General features: G+C 72.6%; 15 protein-coding genes. 8 read left to right on the forward strand and 7 right to left on the reverse strand.

The features are described 5' to 3' along the window. Positions 1–202 precede the first annotated feature (202 nt). On the reverse strand, positions 203–538 hold the full coding sequence (locus tag ACFWUZ_RS19285; RefSeq protein ID WP_384373819.1) for a YdhR family protein: 336 nt from the start codon (positions 536–538) through the stop codon (positions 203–205). A 201-nt stretch (positions 539–739) separates the two neighbouring features. Between ACFWUZ_RS19285 and ACFWUZ_RS19290 the strand changes: the two genes are divergently transcribed. Then, complete coding sequence (locus tag ACFWUZ_RS19290; RefSeq protein WP_384178513.1) at positions 740–1,978, forward strand: IS701 family transposase; 1,239 nt, start codon at positions 740–742, stop codon at positions 1,976–1,978. A gap of 69 nt (positions 1,979–2,047) precedes the next feature. Here the strand turns inward: ACFWUZ_RS19290 and ACFWUZ_RS19295 are convergent, their stop codons facing one another. Further along, positions 2,048–2,998: an endonuclease/exonuclease/phosphatase family protein gene (locus ACFWUZ_RS19295; protein WP_384373823.1), complete on the reverse strand. Its 951-nt coding sequence runs from the start codon at positions 2,996–2,998 to the stop codon at positions 2,048–2,050. Between the two features lie 248 nt (positions 2,999–3,246). On the opposite strand from ACFWUZ_RS19295, the gene ACFWUZ_RS19300 reads away from it, so the two are divergent. Then, a complete protein-coding gene (locus tag ACFWUZ_RS19300; protein WP_384373826.1) occupies positions 3,247–4,209 on the forward strand; it encodes an aldo/keto reductase family oxidoreductase in 963 nt (320 codons plus the stop codon). Here the strand turns inward: ACFWUZ_RS19300 and ACFWUZ_RS19305 are convergent. Then, entirely contained in the window at positions 4,181–4,414 is a 234-nt protein-coding gene (locus tag ACFWUZ_RS19305) for an antitoxin MazE7 (protein WP_384373829.1), read from the reverse strand. The two genes, ACFWUZ_RS19300 and ACFWUZ_RS19305, sit on opposite strands and share 29 nt — an antisense overlap. A gap of 42 nt (positions 4,415–4,456) precedes the next feature. Further along, on the reverse strand, positions 4,457–6,655 hold the full coding sequence (locus tag ACFWUZ_RS19310) for a SpoIIE family protein phosphatase (protein WP_384373832.1): 2,199 nt from the start codon (positions 6,653–6,655) through the stop codon (positions 4,457–4,459). A gap of 315 nt (positions 6,656–6,970) precedes the next feature. Between ACFWUZ_RS19310 and ACFWUZ_RS19315 the strand changes: the two genes are divergently transcribed. From ACFWUZ_RS19315 to ACFWUZ_RS19335, 5 genes are all read left to right on the forward strand, one after another. Beyond that, complete coding sequence (locus tag ACFWUZ_RS19315; protein WP_384373834.1) at positions 6,971–8,194, forward strand: hypothetical protein; 1,224 nt, start codon at positions 6,971–6,973, stop codon at positions 8,192–8,194. Between the two features lie 82 nt (positions 8,195–8,276). Next, entirely contained in the window at positions 8,277–8,510 is a 234-nt protein-coding gene (locus ACFWUZ_RS19320; protein WP_384373836.1) for a hypothetical protein, read from the forward strand. 310 nt (positions 8,511–8,820) lie between these two features. Then, entirely contained in the window at positions 8,821–9,408 is a 588-nt protein-coding gene (locus tag ACFWUZ_RS19325) for a TetR/AcrR family transcriptional regulator (protein ID WP_384373839.1), read from the forward strand. Beyond that, positions 9,405–9,785, forward strand: coding sequence for a hypothetical protein (locus ACFWUZ_RS19330; protein WP_384373842.1), 381 nt, complete (start codon positions 9,405–9,407; stop codon positions 9,783–9,785). Before ACFWUZ_RS19325 ends, ACFWUZ_RS19330 begins: the two co-directional genes overlap by 4 nt. 402 nt (positions 9,786–10,187) lie before the next feature. Beyond that, positions 10,188–10,916, forward strand: a complete 729-nt coding sequence (locus ACFWUZ_RS19335) for a ribonuclease H (RefSeq protein ID WP_384373846.1) — start codon at positions 10,188–10,190, stop codon at positions 10,914–10,916. Between the two features lie 33 nt (positions 10,917–10,949). Here ACFWUZ_RS19335 and ACFWUZ_RS19340 read toward each other — a convergent pair whose 3' ends face one another. Next, on the reverse strand, positions 10,950–11,396 hold the full coding sequence (locus tag ACFWUZ_RS19340; protein ID WP_384373849.1) for a hypothetical protein: 447 nt from the start codon (positions 11,394–11,396) through the stop codon (positions 10,950–10,952). Positions 11,397–11,681: 285 nt separating this feature from the next. On the opposite strand from ACFWUZ_RS19340, the gene ACFWUZ_RS19345 reads away from it, so the two are divergent. Continuing rightward, entirely contained in the window at positions 11,682–11,804 is a 123-nt protein-coding gene (locus ACFWUZ_RS19345; RefSeq protein WP_384373852.1) for a hypothetical protein, read from the forward strand. On the opposite strand, the gene ACFWUZ_RS19350 is transcribed toward ACFWUZ_RS19345, so the two are convergent. Continuing rightward, positions 11,801–13,066, reverse strand: a complete 1,266-nt coding sequence (locus ACFWUZ_RS19350; protein ID WP_384373855.1) for an MFS transporter — start codon at positions 13,064–13,066, stop codon at positions 11,801–11,803. The two genes, ACFWUZ_RS19345 and ACFWUZ_RS19350, sit on opposite strands and share 4 nt — an antisense overlap. A 98-nt stretch (positions 13,067–13,164) precedes the next feature. Then, on the reverse strand, positions 13,165–14,085 hold the full coding sequence (locus ACFWUZ_RS19355; protein ID WP_384373858.1) for an endonuclease/exonuclease/phosphatase family protein: 921 nt from the start codon (positions 14,083–14,085) through the stop codon (positions 13,165–13,167). Positions 14,086–14,114 lie beyond the last annotated feature (29 nt).

Genomic DNA, 14,114 nt, shown 5'->3' on the forward strand with positions numbered 1-14,114 from the left:
TGAGTTGCCTGCGCGTCACGACCACAGTCCTACCGGGTTCCGCCCCGCGAAGAGGCCACAACCCAGGAACTGATCACGACACCACACAGGCCCTAGTACTCCAGCTGTAGATCGTGATCTTTGCGTTGTTGGGCTGCTTGGCGCTGGTAGTGGCCGGCACGGGCTGGCTCGGTCTGGTGCGGTCGCGCCAGTCGTCGGCGGGTCACGCCGTCGTGTCCGCCGGATGGCCGGACTCGGCGAAGGGCCCCCGGTCGGGGCGCAGCGAATAGAGCACCTCGTACACCTCGCGGCGGACCTCTACCGCTTCGTACGCGGCAGGGATTGTGCGGGCGAGCTCGGTCTCCCGGAACGCGTCGAGCACCTCGCGGCTCTCGAAGAAGTAGATGCCGCACACGTCGCCGGTTGCGCTGTCGCGGCCGTAGACCTTCTGCAGGAGACCGGGTACGTCATGGAAGCGGGGCCGCCGCTCCAGCAGGCGCCGCTCGAACTCCTGCGCATCGAGTCCGGATGTGATCCGGACGAAGAGGATGGCGGGCATGGAGTCATCTCCGTCCTTGAGATGCCCCCTGAGTCGAGTATAGCCAGCAGGCACATGGACAGTGATCTCGCTGGTCAGGGCCTGTGCGGACACAGGTGCGGCCACCGTTGATCATCGTGAGTTGTGTGGACTGACGAAGAGACGGTGGCCGCAGGTCACAGCATAGATCCCACCCGTTGGCGGGGTGCGTTCGAGGCCCTGATGGGCAGGATCGCGGGCCGCTTCGCACGGGTTGAACCCCGGCGCCGGGCCGGGTGGCTGGTGCTCGGTCTGCTGGCGGACCTGCCGCGCAAGAACTGCTGGACGATCGCGGAGTGGGCCGGGGATCCCACTCCGCACGGTTTGCAGCACTTGCTGTCCCGGGCGTCCTGGGATGCGGACACGGTCCGTGATGACGTCCGTGACTACGTGGTCGAGCATCTGCGTGATGACGCGGCGGTGCTGGTCGTCGACGAGACCGGCGACGTGAAGAAGGGCACGCACACCGTCGGGGTCCAGCGGCAGTACACCGGCACCGCGGGCCGGATCGAGAACTCCCAGGTCGCCGTCTACCTCGTCTACGCCGGCAGCCGCGGGCACGCCGCGGTGGACCGAGAGCTGTACGTTCCGCGCGCGTGGACCACCGATCCCGACCGCTGCCAGGCCGCGGGCATCCCAGAGGAACGGGCCTTCGCGACCAAGCCGGAACTGGCCGCCGTGATGATCGAACGGTTCCTGGACGCCGGGCACCACGCCGCCTGGGCGGCCGGGGACGAGGTCTACGGCGGCAACCCGAAACTGCGGGCCGCACTGGAAACACGCGGCATGGGCTACGTCCTCGCCGTCGCCTGCTCAGCCGGAATCACCACCCAGGCAGGCAAGTTCAGGGCCGACGCCCTGGCCGGCAAGCTGCCCAGGCGGGCCTGGCAGAAGCTGTCCGCCGGGGCCGGCGCGAAGGGGCACCGGTTTTACGACTGGGCCGTCATCGACACCGTCGACCCCGGCCCCGGGCACCGTCAGTTGCTGATCCGCCGCAACCGTGCCACCGGCGAACTCGCCTACTACCGCTGCTATTCGCCCGGGGCCGTGCCGCTGACCACCCTGGTCAGGGTCGCCGGATCAAGGTGGCGGGTGGAGGAGACCTTCCAGGCCGGAAAGGGTCTGGCCGGACTTGATGAGCATCAGGTCCGACGATTCGTGTCCTGGACCCGCTGGGTCACTCTGGCGATGCTCGCCCATGCCTTCCTCGCCGTCGTCCGGGCCGACGAACACGACCGGGCCGCCGACCCCGCCGACCTGATCCCGCTGTCCTGCAACGAAGTACAGCGACTGTTCATCGCCATCGTCGTCCAGTCCGTCCACAACACCGCCCACCGTCTCGCCTGGTCCAACTGGCGACGTCGCCATCAGGCCCGATCCCAGACCAGCCACTACCGGCGACAAGCCGCAACGCAGACATGAAGATCACGATCTACAGCTGGAGTACTAGAAGAGCAATTGTCCGTACGACCACTGACCCCTCGGAATCGATCAGCCAGGGAGCCCGGTGGCGGGGGCGGTGGTGCTGTCGGGGCGGCTCACCCGCATCACGAGCGGACGGTGGTCGGAGGCCTCGGTGTCCACCACCTCGCAGGCGGTGCGCGGCAGCAGCGTGAACAGATAGTCGATCTTCGTTCCGTCCTCGTACGTGGGACGCCCCTTCCGGGAGGCGTCGCCCTTCTGGTCGCACTCGCGGTAGGTCGCGTACAACTCCCGCGGCCAGACCCACGCCGTCGCGTTCTTGGCCCCCGGCGGCGGCGAGTTGAAGTCACCTCCGAGGACCGTGCGGTCGTCGGCGCCCGCCGCCGCCGCCGTCATCAGCGAGCGCAGCTGGTCGTCCCGGAACTCCCAGTCGGGGTGCGCCGTGTCGCTCTCGCGCAGCGCGATGTGCGCGTTGCACACCCGCATGCCCTGCGCCGGGACCCGGGCGCACAGGATCCCGCGGTGCAGGCCGACCGTGGGCTGCGGGGTGGGGACGGCCTCCGCGTCGGGGAGGGGGGAAGCAGCCAGCAGGCCGAGGCCGGCCCGGCCGCGGCCCTCACCGGTGCAGTCGACGAAGGTGCGCCTCCCCTCCGCGTCCACCTCCTCGTACGGCTCGAAGGCGCTGTGCCACTCCGGGCCGAGGCGTACGGCCGAGGCCACGAGGTCCTCCGAACACACCTCCTGGAGGAGCAGGACGCGTACGCCGAGGTCGCCGACCAGGTCGCGCAGCTGCTGGAACTTGTCCTTCGCGCCGCCCGTGTCCTCGCAACCCCACTGCTCCACACCGCACATGTTCCACGTGGCGAGGGCCACGTCGTCCGGATTCACGGCCGCCGTGACCGAGGCCGGCGCCTGCTGCGCGGACGAGCACGCCACGGAGGCCAACAGGCTCAGGGTCGCCACGGTGCGCCCCAGCCGGCGGCCCGGGAGCCGGTTCCCGGTCTCCATCTGTCTCTGCATCCGGACATCATTGAGTATGCGCCGGTCAACCCGTGCATCGGGGGCATCCGTGGCCTCGCGTACGTCGATGGCCAGGCAGCGAGGGTCAGGAGACCGACCTCCGGGTGGAGGAACCGCTCGGTGTCCCGCCCAGGCGGCGGCCAGGAGCCCCGCCCGGGTGCCGCACACCCCGGCTGCGGACCCGGAGACCGCCTCCGCCGCCGCGGACGAGGCCCCTCCCGCCACCGCCCGTCCCCTAAGGTGGGCGCGTGGAGACGAACACGAGTGCGGCCGCGAACGGTGACCGGGTGCTGTACGGATGCATGGGACTCGGCGGGAGCTGGGGCCCCGAACCCTACGGACCGCAGGACATCGACGCCGCCGAGGCGGCGATCGAAGCCGCCCTCGACAGCGGGATCACGGCCTTCGACCATGCCGACATCTACCGGCACGGGAAGGCCGAGGCCGTCTTCGGCGAGGTCCTGGCCCGGACCCCGGGCCTGCGCGCGCGCATCACGCTCCAGACCAAGTGCGGGATCCGCCTCGCCGACGAGGCCGGCCCGGGCCGCTACGACCTGCGCGGCGAGAGCATCCTGCGCCGCGTCGAGGAGAGCCTGGAGCGGCTGCGCACCGATGCGGTGGACGTCCTGCTGCTGCACCGGCCCGACCCCCTGGCGGACGTGGACTCGACCGCCGCCGCGCTGACGTCCCTGCACCGCCAGGGCCTCGTACGGGCGTTCGGCGTGTCCAACATGGGCGCGGCGCAGATCGCGCACCTGCAGGCGCGTCTCGACGTCCCGCTGGTGGCGAACCAGCTGGAGATGAGCCTGCACAGCCGCGACTGGGTGGAGGCCGGGGTCCTGCTCAACACGGCCGCGTCCACGGGCAACGGGTTCCCGCTCGGCACGCTGGAGCACTGCCGGGACCACGGCATCCGCCTCCAGGCCTGGGGCGCGCTGGCGCAGGGCCGTTTCACCGGCCGTCAGCAGACCCCCGCCGAACGGGCCACCGCTGACCTGCTCGCCGATCTCGCCGGCCGCAAGGGCACCACGCCCGAATCGGTCCTGCTGTGGTGGCTCGGCCGGCATCCGGCCGGCATCGCGCCGGTCATCGGCACGGCGCGGCCCGACCGCATCCGTGCCTGCCGCGACGCCGCCCTGCGCGAGCCCGACCTGACCCACGAGGAATGGTACGAGCTCTGGATCACCGCCCGGGGACTGCCGCTGCCCTGAAGTCGCGGGCGAAGGCCTCGCGGAAGCCCGGCCGTTCGACCGCGGCCTCGAAGGCCCGGGTGGCGCGCCGGAGCCCGGCCTCGTTCTCCTGGGCGGCGGTGAGTTCGGCGAGGTACGCGGGCAGGCTCAGCCCGTGGGCGGCGGCGAGGGCGGTGAGCCGTGCGTGGACGTCCGTGTCGACCTCGACGGTGATGGTGTCAGCCATGGTTCCGAGTATGCGTCTTCGCGGGGTGCGCGGGGAGACCGTTCACCCGACCCGGTGCTTGGCGCGCGCGATGACCAGGGCGACGTCGTCGTGGTCGTCCGGCCGGCGCAGGGCGTCCAGCAGCCGGTCGCAGGTCTCCTCCAGGGGGTTGCTGGTGTCGGCGAGCAGCCCCAGCAGCACGTCGAGCCGCTCGTCGATGGGTTCGTCGCGGGTCTCGACCAACCCGTCGGTGTACAGCACGAGTTGGTCGTCGGGTGCCATGGGTACGGTGGTGGTCTCGAACGGGATCCCGCCCACGCCCAGGGGTGCTCCGGTGGGCAGGTCGAGCAGTTCGGGCGGCTGCCCCGAGCGGATGAGGACGGGCGGCAGATGCCCGGCGACCGCGATCCGGCACTCCGACCGGTGCGGGTCGTAGACGGCGTAGACGCAGGTGGCGATGGTCTCCTCGAGCGCGGCGGTGGTGCGGTCCAGCTGCTGGAGCACCTGGGTCGGGTCGAGCGCGAGTTCCGCGAGGGTTCGGGTGGCCGTACGCAACTGCCCCATGCTGGCCGCCGCGTTGATGCCGCTGCCCATCACGTCGCCGACCACGAGGACCATGCTGTCGTCCGGCTGGGCGATGGCGTCGAACCAGTCCCCGCCGATCTCGCTGCTGGCCGCCGCGGGCCGGTACCGGTAGGCGACCTCCAGGCCGGCGGAGTACGGCGGATGGTGGGGGAGCAGGTGCTGCTGGAGGGCCAGCGCGGTGTGGTGCGCGTTGCGGTACCAGCGGGCGTTGTCGATGCACACCGCGGCGCGGGCGGCCAGTTCACCGGCCAGGACGATGTCGTCGTCGTCGAAGGGCAGCGGGTTGCGGGTGCGCTTGAGGTCGAGGGCGCCGAGGACCTCCCCGCGGGCGATGAGCGGCACGGCCAGGTACGAGCGCAGCCCGGCACGTGCCAGCAGGGCCGCCGCGTCGTCGTCCCGGGCGATCCGCGAGAGGTCGCTGGCCTGCACGTGGGCCACGAGCACCGGGTGGCCGGTGGTCACCGACTGCGTGACCAGCCGGTCCGCGTCGTACTGGGCGACGTCGCCCGGCGGGTCCGCGGCCCGCACGGCCTCGCTGGGGAAGGCGGCCGCGAGGGCCAGGGCCCGGAAGACCGCCGGCTCGTGCGAGGAGGACTTCAGGCTGGGACGGCCTTCGAGGACCGAGTCGAGGATGTCGACCGCAGCGATGTCGGCGAGCTCGGGCACGACGACGTCGGCCAGCTCGCCGGCGGTCTGGTCCAGGTCGAGCGTCGTGCCGATGCGGACGGTCGCGTCGGCGATCAGGGCGAGCCGCCGGCGGCTGTGCGCGACCTCCTTGGCCGCCTGGTGGCTCTGCGTGACGTCCACCACGGAGGTCGCCAGGCCCAGTACCCGCCCGGTGGCGTCCTCCAGCCGGTAGTACGACACCGACCAGGCGTGCTCCGTCCGGTCGCCGTGGGTGTGACCGGCGGTGAACTGGTCGACCAGCGGCCTGCCGGTGGCGAGCACCTGGCGCATCGCCGCCTCGACGGCCTCCGCGTCGTCCAGGAAGGAGAGGGCCTCCCGGACGCCCCGGCCGATGTGCTGGACGGCGGGGAGGCCGTTGATGCGCTCCAGTGTGGGGTTGACCAGCACGTACCGCAGCTCCGTGTCCAGCACCGCGAGCCCGATCGGGGACTGCGCCACCAGGCGCGCCGACAGGGCCAGGTCCCGCTCCAGCTGCCGCAGCCGGGTGCGGTCCGTCGCGATGCCGAGGGCGTACAGGTCGCCGTGCTCGTCGAGCAGCCGCATGTTGCGGAACTCGACCAGCCGCTGGCTGCCGTCCTTGTGGCGTACGGGGAAGGCCCCGGCCCAGTCCCCGGCACCGCCCATGACGCGCGCGAACAGCTCCGTCACGAGCGACAGGTGGTCCTTGGATGCCAGCAGTGCGGCCGCGGGCCGGCCGAGCGCCTCCTGGGCGGCCCAGCCGAACAGTTGCTCGGCCTGTGGGCTCCACAGCGCGATCCGGCCTTCGGCGTCGAGGACGACCGCGGCCACGTTCAGTACGTCGAGCAGCCCGCTGGGCGCGGAGGCCCCGCTCCGGCCGGTCAACGCGTCGACGGGGCGTTCCGCGGGGGGACGCGCCGCGGAAGGGTGCTCCGCGGAGGGGCGGCCGCGGGCCGGTCGAGCATCCTCGGCTCCGAGGGCGTCGCTCGTGCCGCTGGTGCCGCTCGTGCCGCTCGTGTCGCTGGCGTCCATCCGCACGCCCCTTCAGGTCGCCGGTCGCCGGTCGTCGGCCCGTCGCCGGCCGACCGCAGGCGGACCGGGGCTCGCGGGCTTCGTTCCATCCTCCCCCCGTCCCCGTCCCCTCGCTGGCCGGAAGACTCCTCAGGCCCTCGCTTTGCTGTCAATATGTGTCACCACTGGCGGGAAAAGCAGCCTCGGGGCCTGCCGCCGCCGACCCGGTGCGACCGGACCGGACGGTCTGTGAGAAGCTCCGCACCGCATGGAGCGCAGTCCCGCCGTCACCGCTGTGACCAGGGGCTTCGCGAGGAAATCATAGGGGCGGGGAACGTGGCGAAGAACGACGACGGCAGGCCGGACATATCCGACGAGGAGTGGGCGCGCTTCGTCCAGGAGGTGCAGCAGCGCGAGCAGGAGGCGCGGCGGGAGCGGGCCGGGCGGGCCGGGCGGGCCGGAGGCGCTCCGGAGGTGCCGCAGGAGCCGTCCGCGCGGGCGCGGATGGTGACCGAGCGGCTCCGCCGGGAGGACGAGGAGCGCGCCCGCCGGCAGCCTCGACGCTTCGGCCGGTCCGCTCCGGTCCGCAACGAACCGCCGGGCTGGCGGACCGGCCCCACATGGCAGGAGCGCACCGGCCGGGCAGCGGCCCGGCGGCGCCTCAAGGCGGTGCCGGCCGTCGTCTTCATCGCCGTCCTCGCCCTGATCGCCGTACGGCCCGAGCTGGTCATCGACCGGCTCACCGGCAAGGCCGAAGCCCGGAACGCCCCACCGCTCCCCGCGGAGTCCGTACGTCCGACCGCGCCTCCGGAGGACCTGCACCCGGACCTGCCCACCCTCCAGGAGCCGTTCCGCGGCTCCCCGGCCCTCCAGTGGGCCGACGGCGCCGCGGGCATCGAGGTGCCGCCGGCCCAGGCCGTCGGCGCGATGTCCCAGGAAAAGGTGGCGCGGGCGCTGGAGCAGGCGAAGGCCTTCCTGGTGGCGACCAACCTGGACCCGGCCGCCCTGCGCGGCGAGCGCCCCGGGGCCGCGCTGGAGCTGCTCGACCCGGCGGACCGGCAGACGCTGACCTGGCTGGACCAGTCCCTGGCGCGGCCGACCAGGGATCACGACCCGATCGTCCTGTTCACGCGGTTCGACCCGGCCGAGGTCAAGCCCGTGGGCGACGTGGTGAAGGTCCGCGGCCGGATGTGGACGGAGCCCGGCAAGGACCCTGGCCAGGCCCACGTACGCGCCGACTACACCTTCGTCTACCCGCTGGCCAAGGCGAAGAAGGGTTCGGACCGGGTGGAGCGGACCATCGTGCGCCGCGAGATCACCTTCTCGATCGCCGACCCGCGCACGTGGGAGGCCACCCCGGGCACGATCCGGCTCGTGGAGTTCCTCAACGACGTCACCAACACCGCCTGCGACCGGTTCGACGGCTACCTGCACCCGGGCTTCGACGAGGACCCGGCGGCCGGGCCGACCCCGTCCGGGACGCCGTTGGACCCCTACGACCGGAGCAAGGGCATCGAGACGGCCTCGGAGGAGGGCTGCGGCGCGGCGTCCCGCTCCTGACCGTCCGCACAGGGACCGGACGCAGGGCAGGGGGTCGGGATCGGGAGCACAATGGTGTTCATCAGCGGCGGCGGAGGACCTGATGGCGGCACCTCAGGACTGGCACATCACCAGCGGCTCACCCGGCCCGGAAGAGGTCGCCGCCGTGACGGTGGCCCTCTCCGCCGTCCTGGCCGCACGCGCAGCGCAGGTGGTGGAGGCGGCCGCGGGGGCCGAGCACCGGCCGCCGGCCCGCTGGTCGCCCGCGACGGCCCGCCGCCGCGCGGTGACCTCCTGGACCGCGGGCTCCTACCTGGGCTGGCGCCGCACAGCCTGACCCACCACGATCCCGATCACCCTTGACCACAAGGACATCGGCACGGTCTGGCCGGGACGCCCGACCCGCTCGACGACGGGCTCCCCGAGCGCCTCGCCCTCGCCGCGGCGGCAGCCGTCAGCTCCGGCCCGAGGCGGCCAAGGCCCGGGCCCTGCGCCTCCTGGGTGTGCCGGCCTGCCGGGCCCCCCGGTGAAGGCGGCCCTGCTCGCCGACGTGGCCGGGGTCGCCCGGATCGCCGCCGACCGGAAGGCTGCCTGCTCGGACACCCCGGGGTTGTTTACCATACGGGTCGACCCGTATGGTAAATCTTATGAGCTCCTCTCCGTCCCCCAGGGGACGTCCCAGGGACCCCCGCTCGCACGAGGCGATCATCGGCGCGGCCACAGAACTGCTGATCGAGGTCGGCTACGCCGCGACATCGATCGGGGCGGTGGCTGCCCGCGCCGGTGTCGGCAAGGACACGGTCTACCGACGGTGGCGGGGCAAACCGGAGTTGGTCTTCGAGGCCGTGTTCACGACCACCGACCAGGCTCCGGTCCCGGACACCGGAACGCTGGCCGGGGACCTGACCGCACTGCTGCGGAGTCTGGTCGACGAGTTCCACGCACCGGCCGCCGCAGCGGCGCTGCCGGGGCTGCTCGCCGACTTCGCCGCCGATCCGGTACTGAAGGCGCGCATCCGCAGCGACTTCCTGGCCCCCTCGAAGGAGCGGCTGCTGATCGTCTTCGAACGTGCCGCGGCACGCGGGGAGATCGCGGCCGGCACACCCGTGGATCTGGTCCTGGACACGCTGGCAGGAGCCGTGTTCTTCCACGTCGGTCTGGTCGGGGAGCACCCCGACCGCCAGCTGGCCGACCGGCTGGCTGCTGTCGTCGCCAAAGGAATCGAGATCCGATGAACGGCTGGCTGCTCGCAGCAGGCATCACCGCGTCCGGTGTGGCCGCAACGCACATCGCCGGCGGACACCGGGACGTGGTGCGCCCGCTGCTGTCCTGCGCACTCGCGGACGAACCCAAGCGCGTCCTTCATGCCGTCTGGCACATGGTGAGCGTCGACCTGGTGCTCTCCGCAGCCGCCTTGGTGTACCTCGCGCTGGCGGACGATACGTCAGCGACCGGCCTGATGGCGTGGTTCGTGGCTGCGCACTTCGTGGCGTACGCAGCCGCCTTCCTGGTCGTCACGCTGTCGGTCGGCTGGCCGAAGCCACTGCTCCGGCTGCCGCAGTGGATCCTCCTCCTACCGGTCGCGGTCCTGACAGGGGCGGGTGCGGCGTAGGACAGCCCTCACTCGCCCCGCCCATGGCCCGGGTTTTCACCGATGCGGACGTGGCACCACGGCGGGCGACGTCCAGGCCGCGGTACGGCCGGCCGGCGCAGTAGGGACGCGTTCCGCTGATGCCGACCACGTCGAACTGTGCTGTGACCGAGGTGCGGAGCTCCACGATCCCGGCGTCCACCACCGCTTCGCAGGCGTACGCGTTCGCCGCGGCGGGTGCCGCCCGCGGGCGTTCGGGTTCACGCGCGAGGCCGGGCGCGGGGACCTCCGCCGGACCGGCAGGGTGCGCAGGTGTTGCGACGCCGACCGGGCGCGCACGCAGGGCACGTTTCCCGTCCATTCAAGGCTCCGCGCTGCGTCCCGCGTGTTCGGAGGGCTTCCCCCATGGGGCATGATCGGGGGATGTCTGAACGCATCATTGCCGCCTGTGACGGAGCGGCGAAGGGTAACCCGGGGCCGGCCGGATGGGCGTGGGTCATCGCCGATCCACAGGGCCGTCCCCAGCGTTGGGAGGCCGGACCACTGGGACGGGCCACCAACAACGTCGGCGAACTGACCGCTCTGCAGCGCCTGCTGGAGGCGGTGGTGCCGGGCACCGCCGTGGAGGTGCGCATGGACTCCCAGTACGCGATGAAGGCCGTCACGCAGTGGCTCCCGAACTGGAAGCGCAACGGCTGGAAGACCGCATCGGGCCAGCCCGTCGCCAACCGCGAACTCGTCGAGAGCATCGACGGACTGCTGGCGGGCCGTGACGTGACCTTCCGCTACGTTCCCGCGCACCGCGAGGACGGCGACCACCTGAACGCCATCGCCGACCAGGCCGCCAGCGACGCAGCCCTCACCCAGCAGCCCGCCGGGACGGCTCTGGGAGCCGCGGAGATGCCGGTCCCGGCGCCGGTCCGCAGCGCGCCGTCACGCGCCAGGTCGGGATCCGGGTCCGGGGCCGCGAAGAAGGCCGGGGCCGCGGGCGCCCGGAGCAGCGCAGGGCCGCGGGCCATCAAGGCGAAGTTCCCGGGCACCTGTCCGTGCGGCAAGCCGTACGCGACGGGCGAGATGATCAGCAAGAACGGGGCCCGCTGGGGCCACCAGGCCTGCGCCGCCCCGTCGGACGTCCCTCCGGACACCCCGTAGGAGGCACCGGGCCCGGCGTCCGGCTGTCAGGCGTCAGGTCGGCAGGCCGGCGTCGGCCTCGCGGTGCATGCCCGTGCACAAGGCCCAGACGATGAAGAGGTTGACGGCGATCAGGACCAGGGCCCACAAGGGGTAGTACGGCAGCCACAGGAAGTTGGCGATGGCACCCAGACCGGCCACGGCCACCCCGAAGAACCGGGCCCACAGGGCTTTGCTGATGACGGCGCAGCCGGCGAAGACGAGGGCGATGCCCAGGATCAGGTGGACCCATCCCCAGCCCGTCAGGCTGAACTCGAACACGTAGTGGCGCGTCACGACGAGCAGGCTGTCCTTGGCGAGGGCCGCGATCCCTTCGAAGATCGCCATCGCTCCACCGAAGATCATGAAGGATGCTGCCAGGACGGTCGTACCGGACGTGGGCGCGTGCGTGGGGCTCGGGTGTCTGGGGCCGGTTCGGGCACCGGCGGCGTCACTGGCCATGTCGATCTCCTCGGTGGCAGAGCCGGCCTGGCGCGGCCAGGACCAGCGCGATCCCCTGTTTCAGCCTGTCACGGCGGCCCTACCTCGGCACTCCGGCCCCCGTCCCCGGCCGGTTCCCACAGCCCCGTGAAGGCCGTTCACGCAGGTCAGGGGGGTGCGCAGGCCGGCGGGGCCGGACTGATGCGGCTTGATCGGCAGGCCACCGTCTCGCCCCTGCCGGCGGGCGCCGACGTCTTCCCGGCGTGTACGAGCCGTCGGGGCGCCGGCCCTGCCACCCTCGACCCCATGGATGTCAGCACCTTCGACGCCCTGTTCTCCGCCAGTCGTCCCGCCCTCGTCGGCTTCGCGTGCACGCTCCGCCTGCTGTCCCGGGGGCGCGGCGACCGCCGCTCCGCCGAGCGTTCCTAGGACGCGGGTGAGTCCACCGGCCGGGCCGCCTCCGGGAAGTCTTCCGGCGCCGGCGGGCGGGTGAAACGCGGTCCGGCCGCCAGGGCGGCCGCGCCCGCCGTCAGCGAGATCAGGCCGCCCGCGTACAGCACCCAGCGGACGCCCCACTGCTCCGAGAGCCAGCCCGTGAGGAGGGCGCCCAGCGGTGTCGAGCCCTGGAAGATCAAGGTGTACAGGGCCATGACGCGGCCCCGGTAGCGGGGGTCGCAGCCGAGCTGGACGCGGTGGTTCGACGCCTGGGCGAAGTACATCATCGCGAAGCCCGTCAGGCCGAGGAGCAGGCAGGCGACCGGCAGGGTCGGAGCGAGCCCGGTCACCGCCTCCAGCGCACCGAAGGCCAGCGCCGATCCCGCCACCACCGCGGCCGTGGGGCGCCCGCGCCGGGCCGTCGTCGCGAAGGCGGCCAGCAGCGAGCCGGCCGCCAGGGCGCTGCTCAGCAGGCCGAAGGTGGCCGAGTCGGTGCGGAACTCCGTCTTCGCCAGCAGGGGCAGCGTCAGCTGGAAGGTGAAGCCGACCAGGCCGAGGACGCCGACCAGGGCCATCGGCAGGAGGAGGTCCGGGCGCCGCCCGATGTAGCGCAGGCCTTCCGTCACCCGTGCCTTGCCCGGCCGCACGGCGGGCCGGTGCAGCTCCGCGGGCCGCATCAGCGCGACGCTCACCACGGTCGCGAGGTAGCTGAGCGCATTGACCAGGACGACCGGCCCGACATCGACACGGGCGATGAGGAAGCCCGCGACGGCCGGACCCACCACGCGCGCCGCGTTGAAGTACGCGGCGCTCATCGCCGAGGCGTTCGGCAGCAGCTCGCCGCCCACCATCTCGCCGACGAACGAGATGCGGGTGGGCGCCTCGACCGAGTTCACCGTGCCCAGCGCGAGGGCGAACAGCCAGATGTGCCACAGCCGTACGGTCCCCAGCAGCACCCAGAGCCCCAGCGCCAGGGCCAGCACCCCGAACGCCAGGTTGGCCAGGATCAGGATCCGCCGCTTGTCGTAACGGTCGGCCAGCCGCCCCCCGTACAGCGTCAGCAGCAGGACCGGAGTGAACTGCAGGGCCGTCACCGTGCCGAGCGCCGTGCCCGAGTTCCCCGAGAGGTCCAGGACCAGCCAGTCCTGTGCGATGACCATCATCCAGGTGCAGGTCACGGACAGGAGCTGGCCGAAGACGAACAGCCGGAAGTTGCGCACCGACAGCGACTGGAAGGTGCGTTTCAGGGTCTTCACGGTTCGGTCGATGCGGACATGGTCGCTCCGCTCGCGCGATCATGCGGGGAGGCGCGCGTCACGCGGTACCGTGCAGCGGGTCGGGCCGGCCGCCGGGGTCAGAACCTGATGCGGGCGGCGACCGGCAGGTGGTCGCTCCCGGTCTCCGGCAGCGTCCTGAGGTCGGTGACCGTCAGCGACCGGGTCAGGATCTGGTCGATCCGCGCGAGCGGCAGGGCCGCGGGCCAGGTGAACGCGAAGTCCGGTCCGGCGCCGTCCAGCCGTGCGGTGACCGGGGCCAGACCGCGGTCGTCCACCGTGCTGTTGAGGTCCCCCAGCAGGATCACCCGCTCCAGCGGCTCGGCGGCGAGGGCCCTGCCGAGGAGGACGGCGCTGTCGTCCCGCAGGCCGGACCGGAAGCCGCTCGGGCCGAGGCGCACGGACGGCAGGTGCGCGACGTACACGGCGACCTCGCCCTGCGGGGTACGGGCGGTCGCCCGCAGCCCGCGGTCCCAGCCCTCCCCGATCCCGTCGGGCCGGATGTCCACCGGCCGGACGTCGGAGAGCGGGTGCTTCGACCACAGACCCACCGTCCCCTGCGCCGCACGGTGGGGGTACTCGTCAGCGAGGGCCGCCTCGAAGGCCGGCAGCGCCGCGGGCGTCAGCTCCTCCAGGGCGACCAGGTCGGCCCGGGCCCCGGCCAGCGCCCTCGCGGTGCCCGCCGGGTCCGGGTTGTCGTCGCTGACGTTGTGCTGGACGGCGGTGAACCCGCCCGCGGGGCCGCGACAGGGCAGCAGCAGGCCGCCGAAGAGCCCCAGCCAGGCGGCGGCGGGCAGCAGCACGGCGAGCAGGGCCGTACGGGAGCGCCGCAGGAGGGCCAGGCCGGCGAACACCGGAACGGCCAGGCCGAGCCACGGGAGAAACGTTTCGAGGAGGCTGCCGAGGTGGCCGGGCGTGTCCGGCACGAGGGAAGGGAACCCCAGCAGGAGGGCGACCAGTACGGACAGCACCGCGAGGAGACGCCCACCCGCCGACGGCACGGCGCCTCCAGGACCTCCTCGCCGCGGAC

This window comes from Streptomyces sp. NPDC058646 (genome assembly GCF_042716875.1).
Classification (GTDB): Bacteria; Actinomycetota; Actinomycetes; order Streptomycetales; family Streptomycetaceae; genus Streptomyces.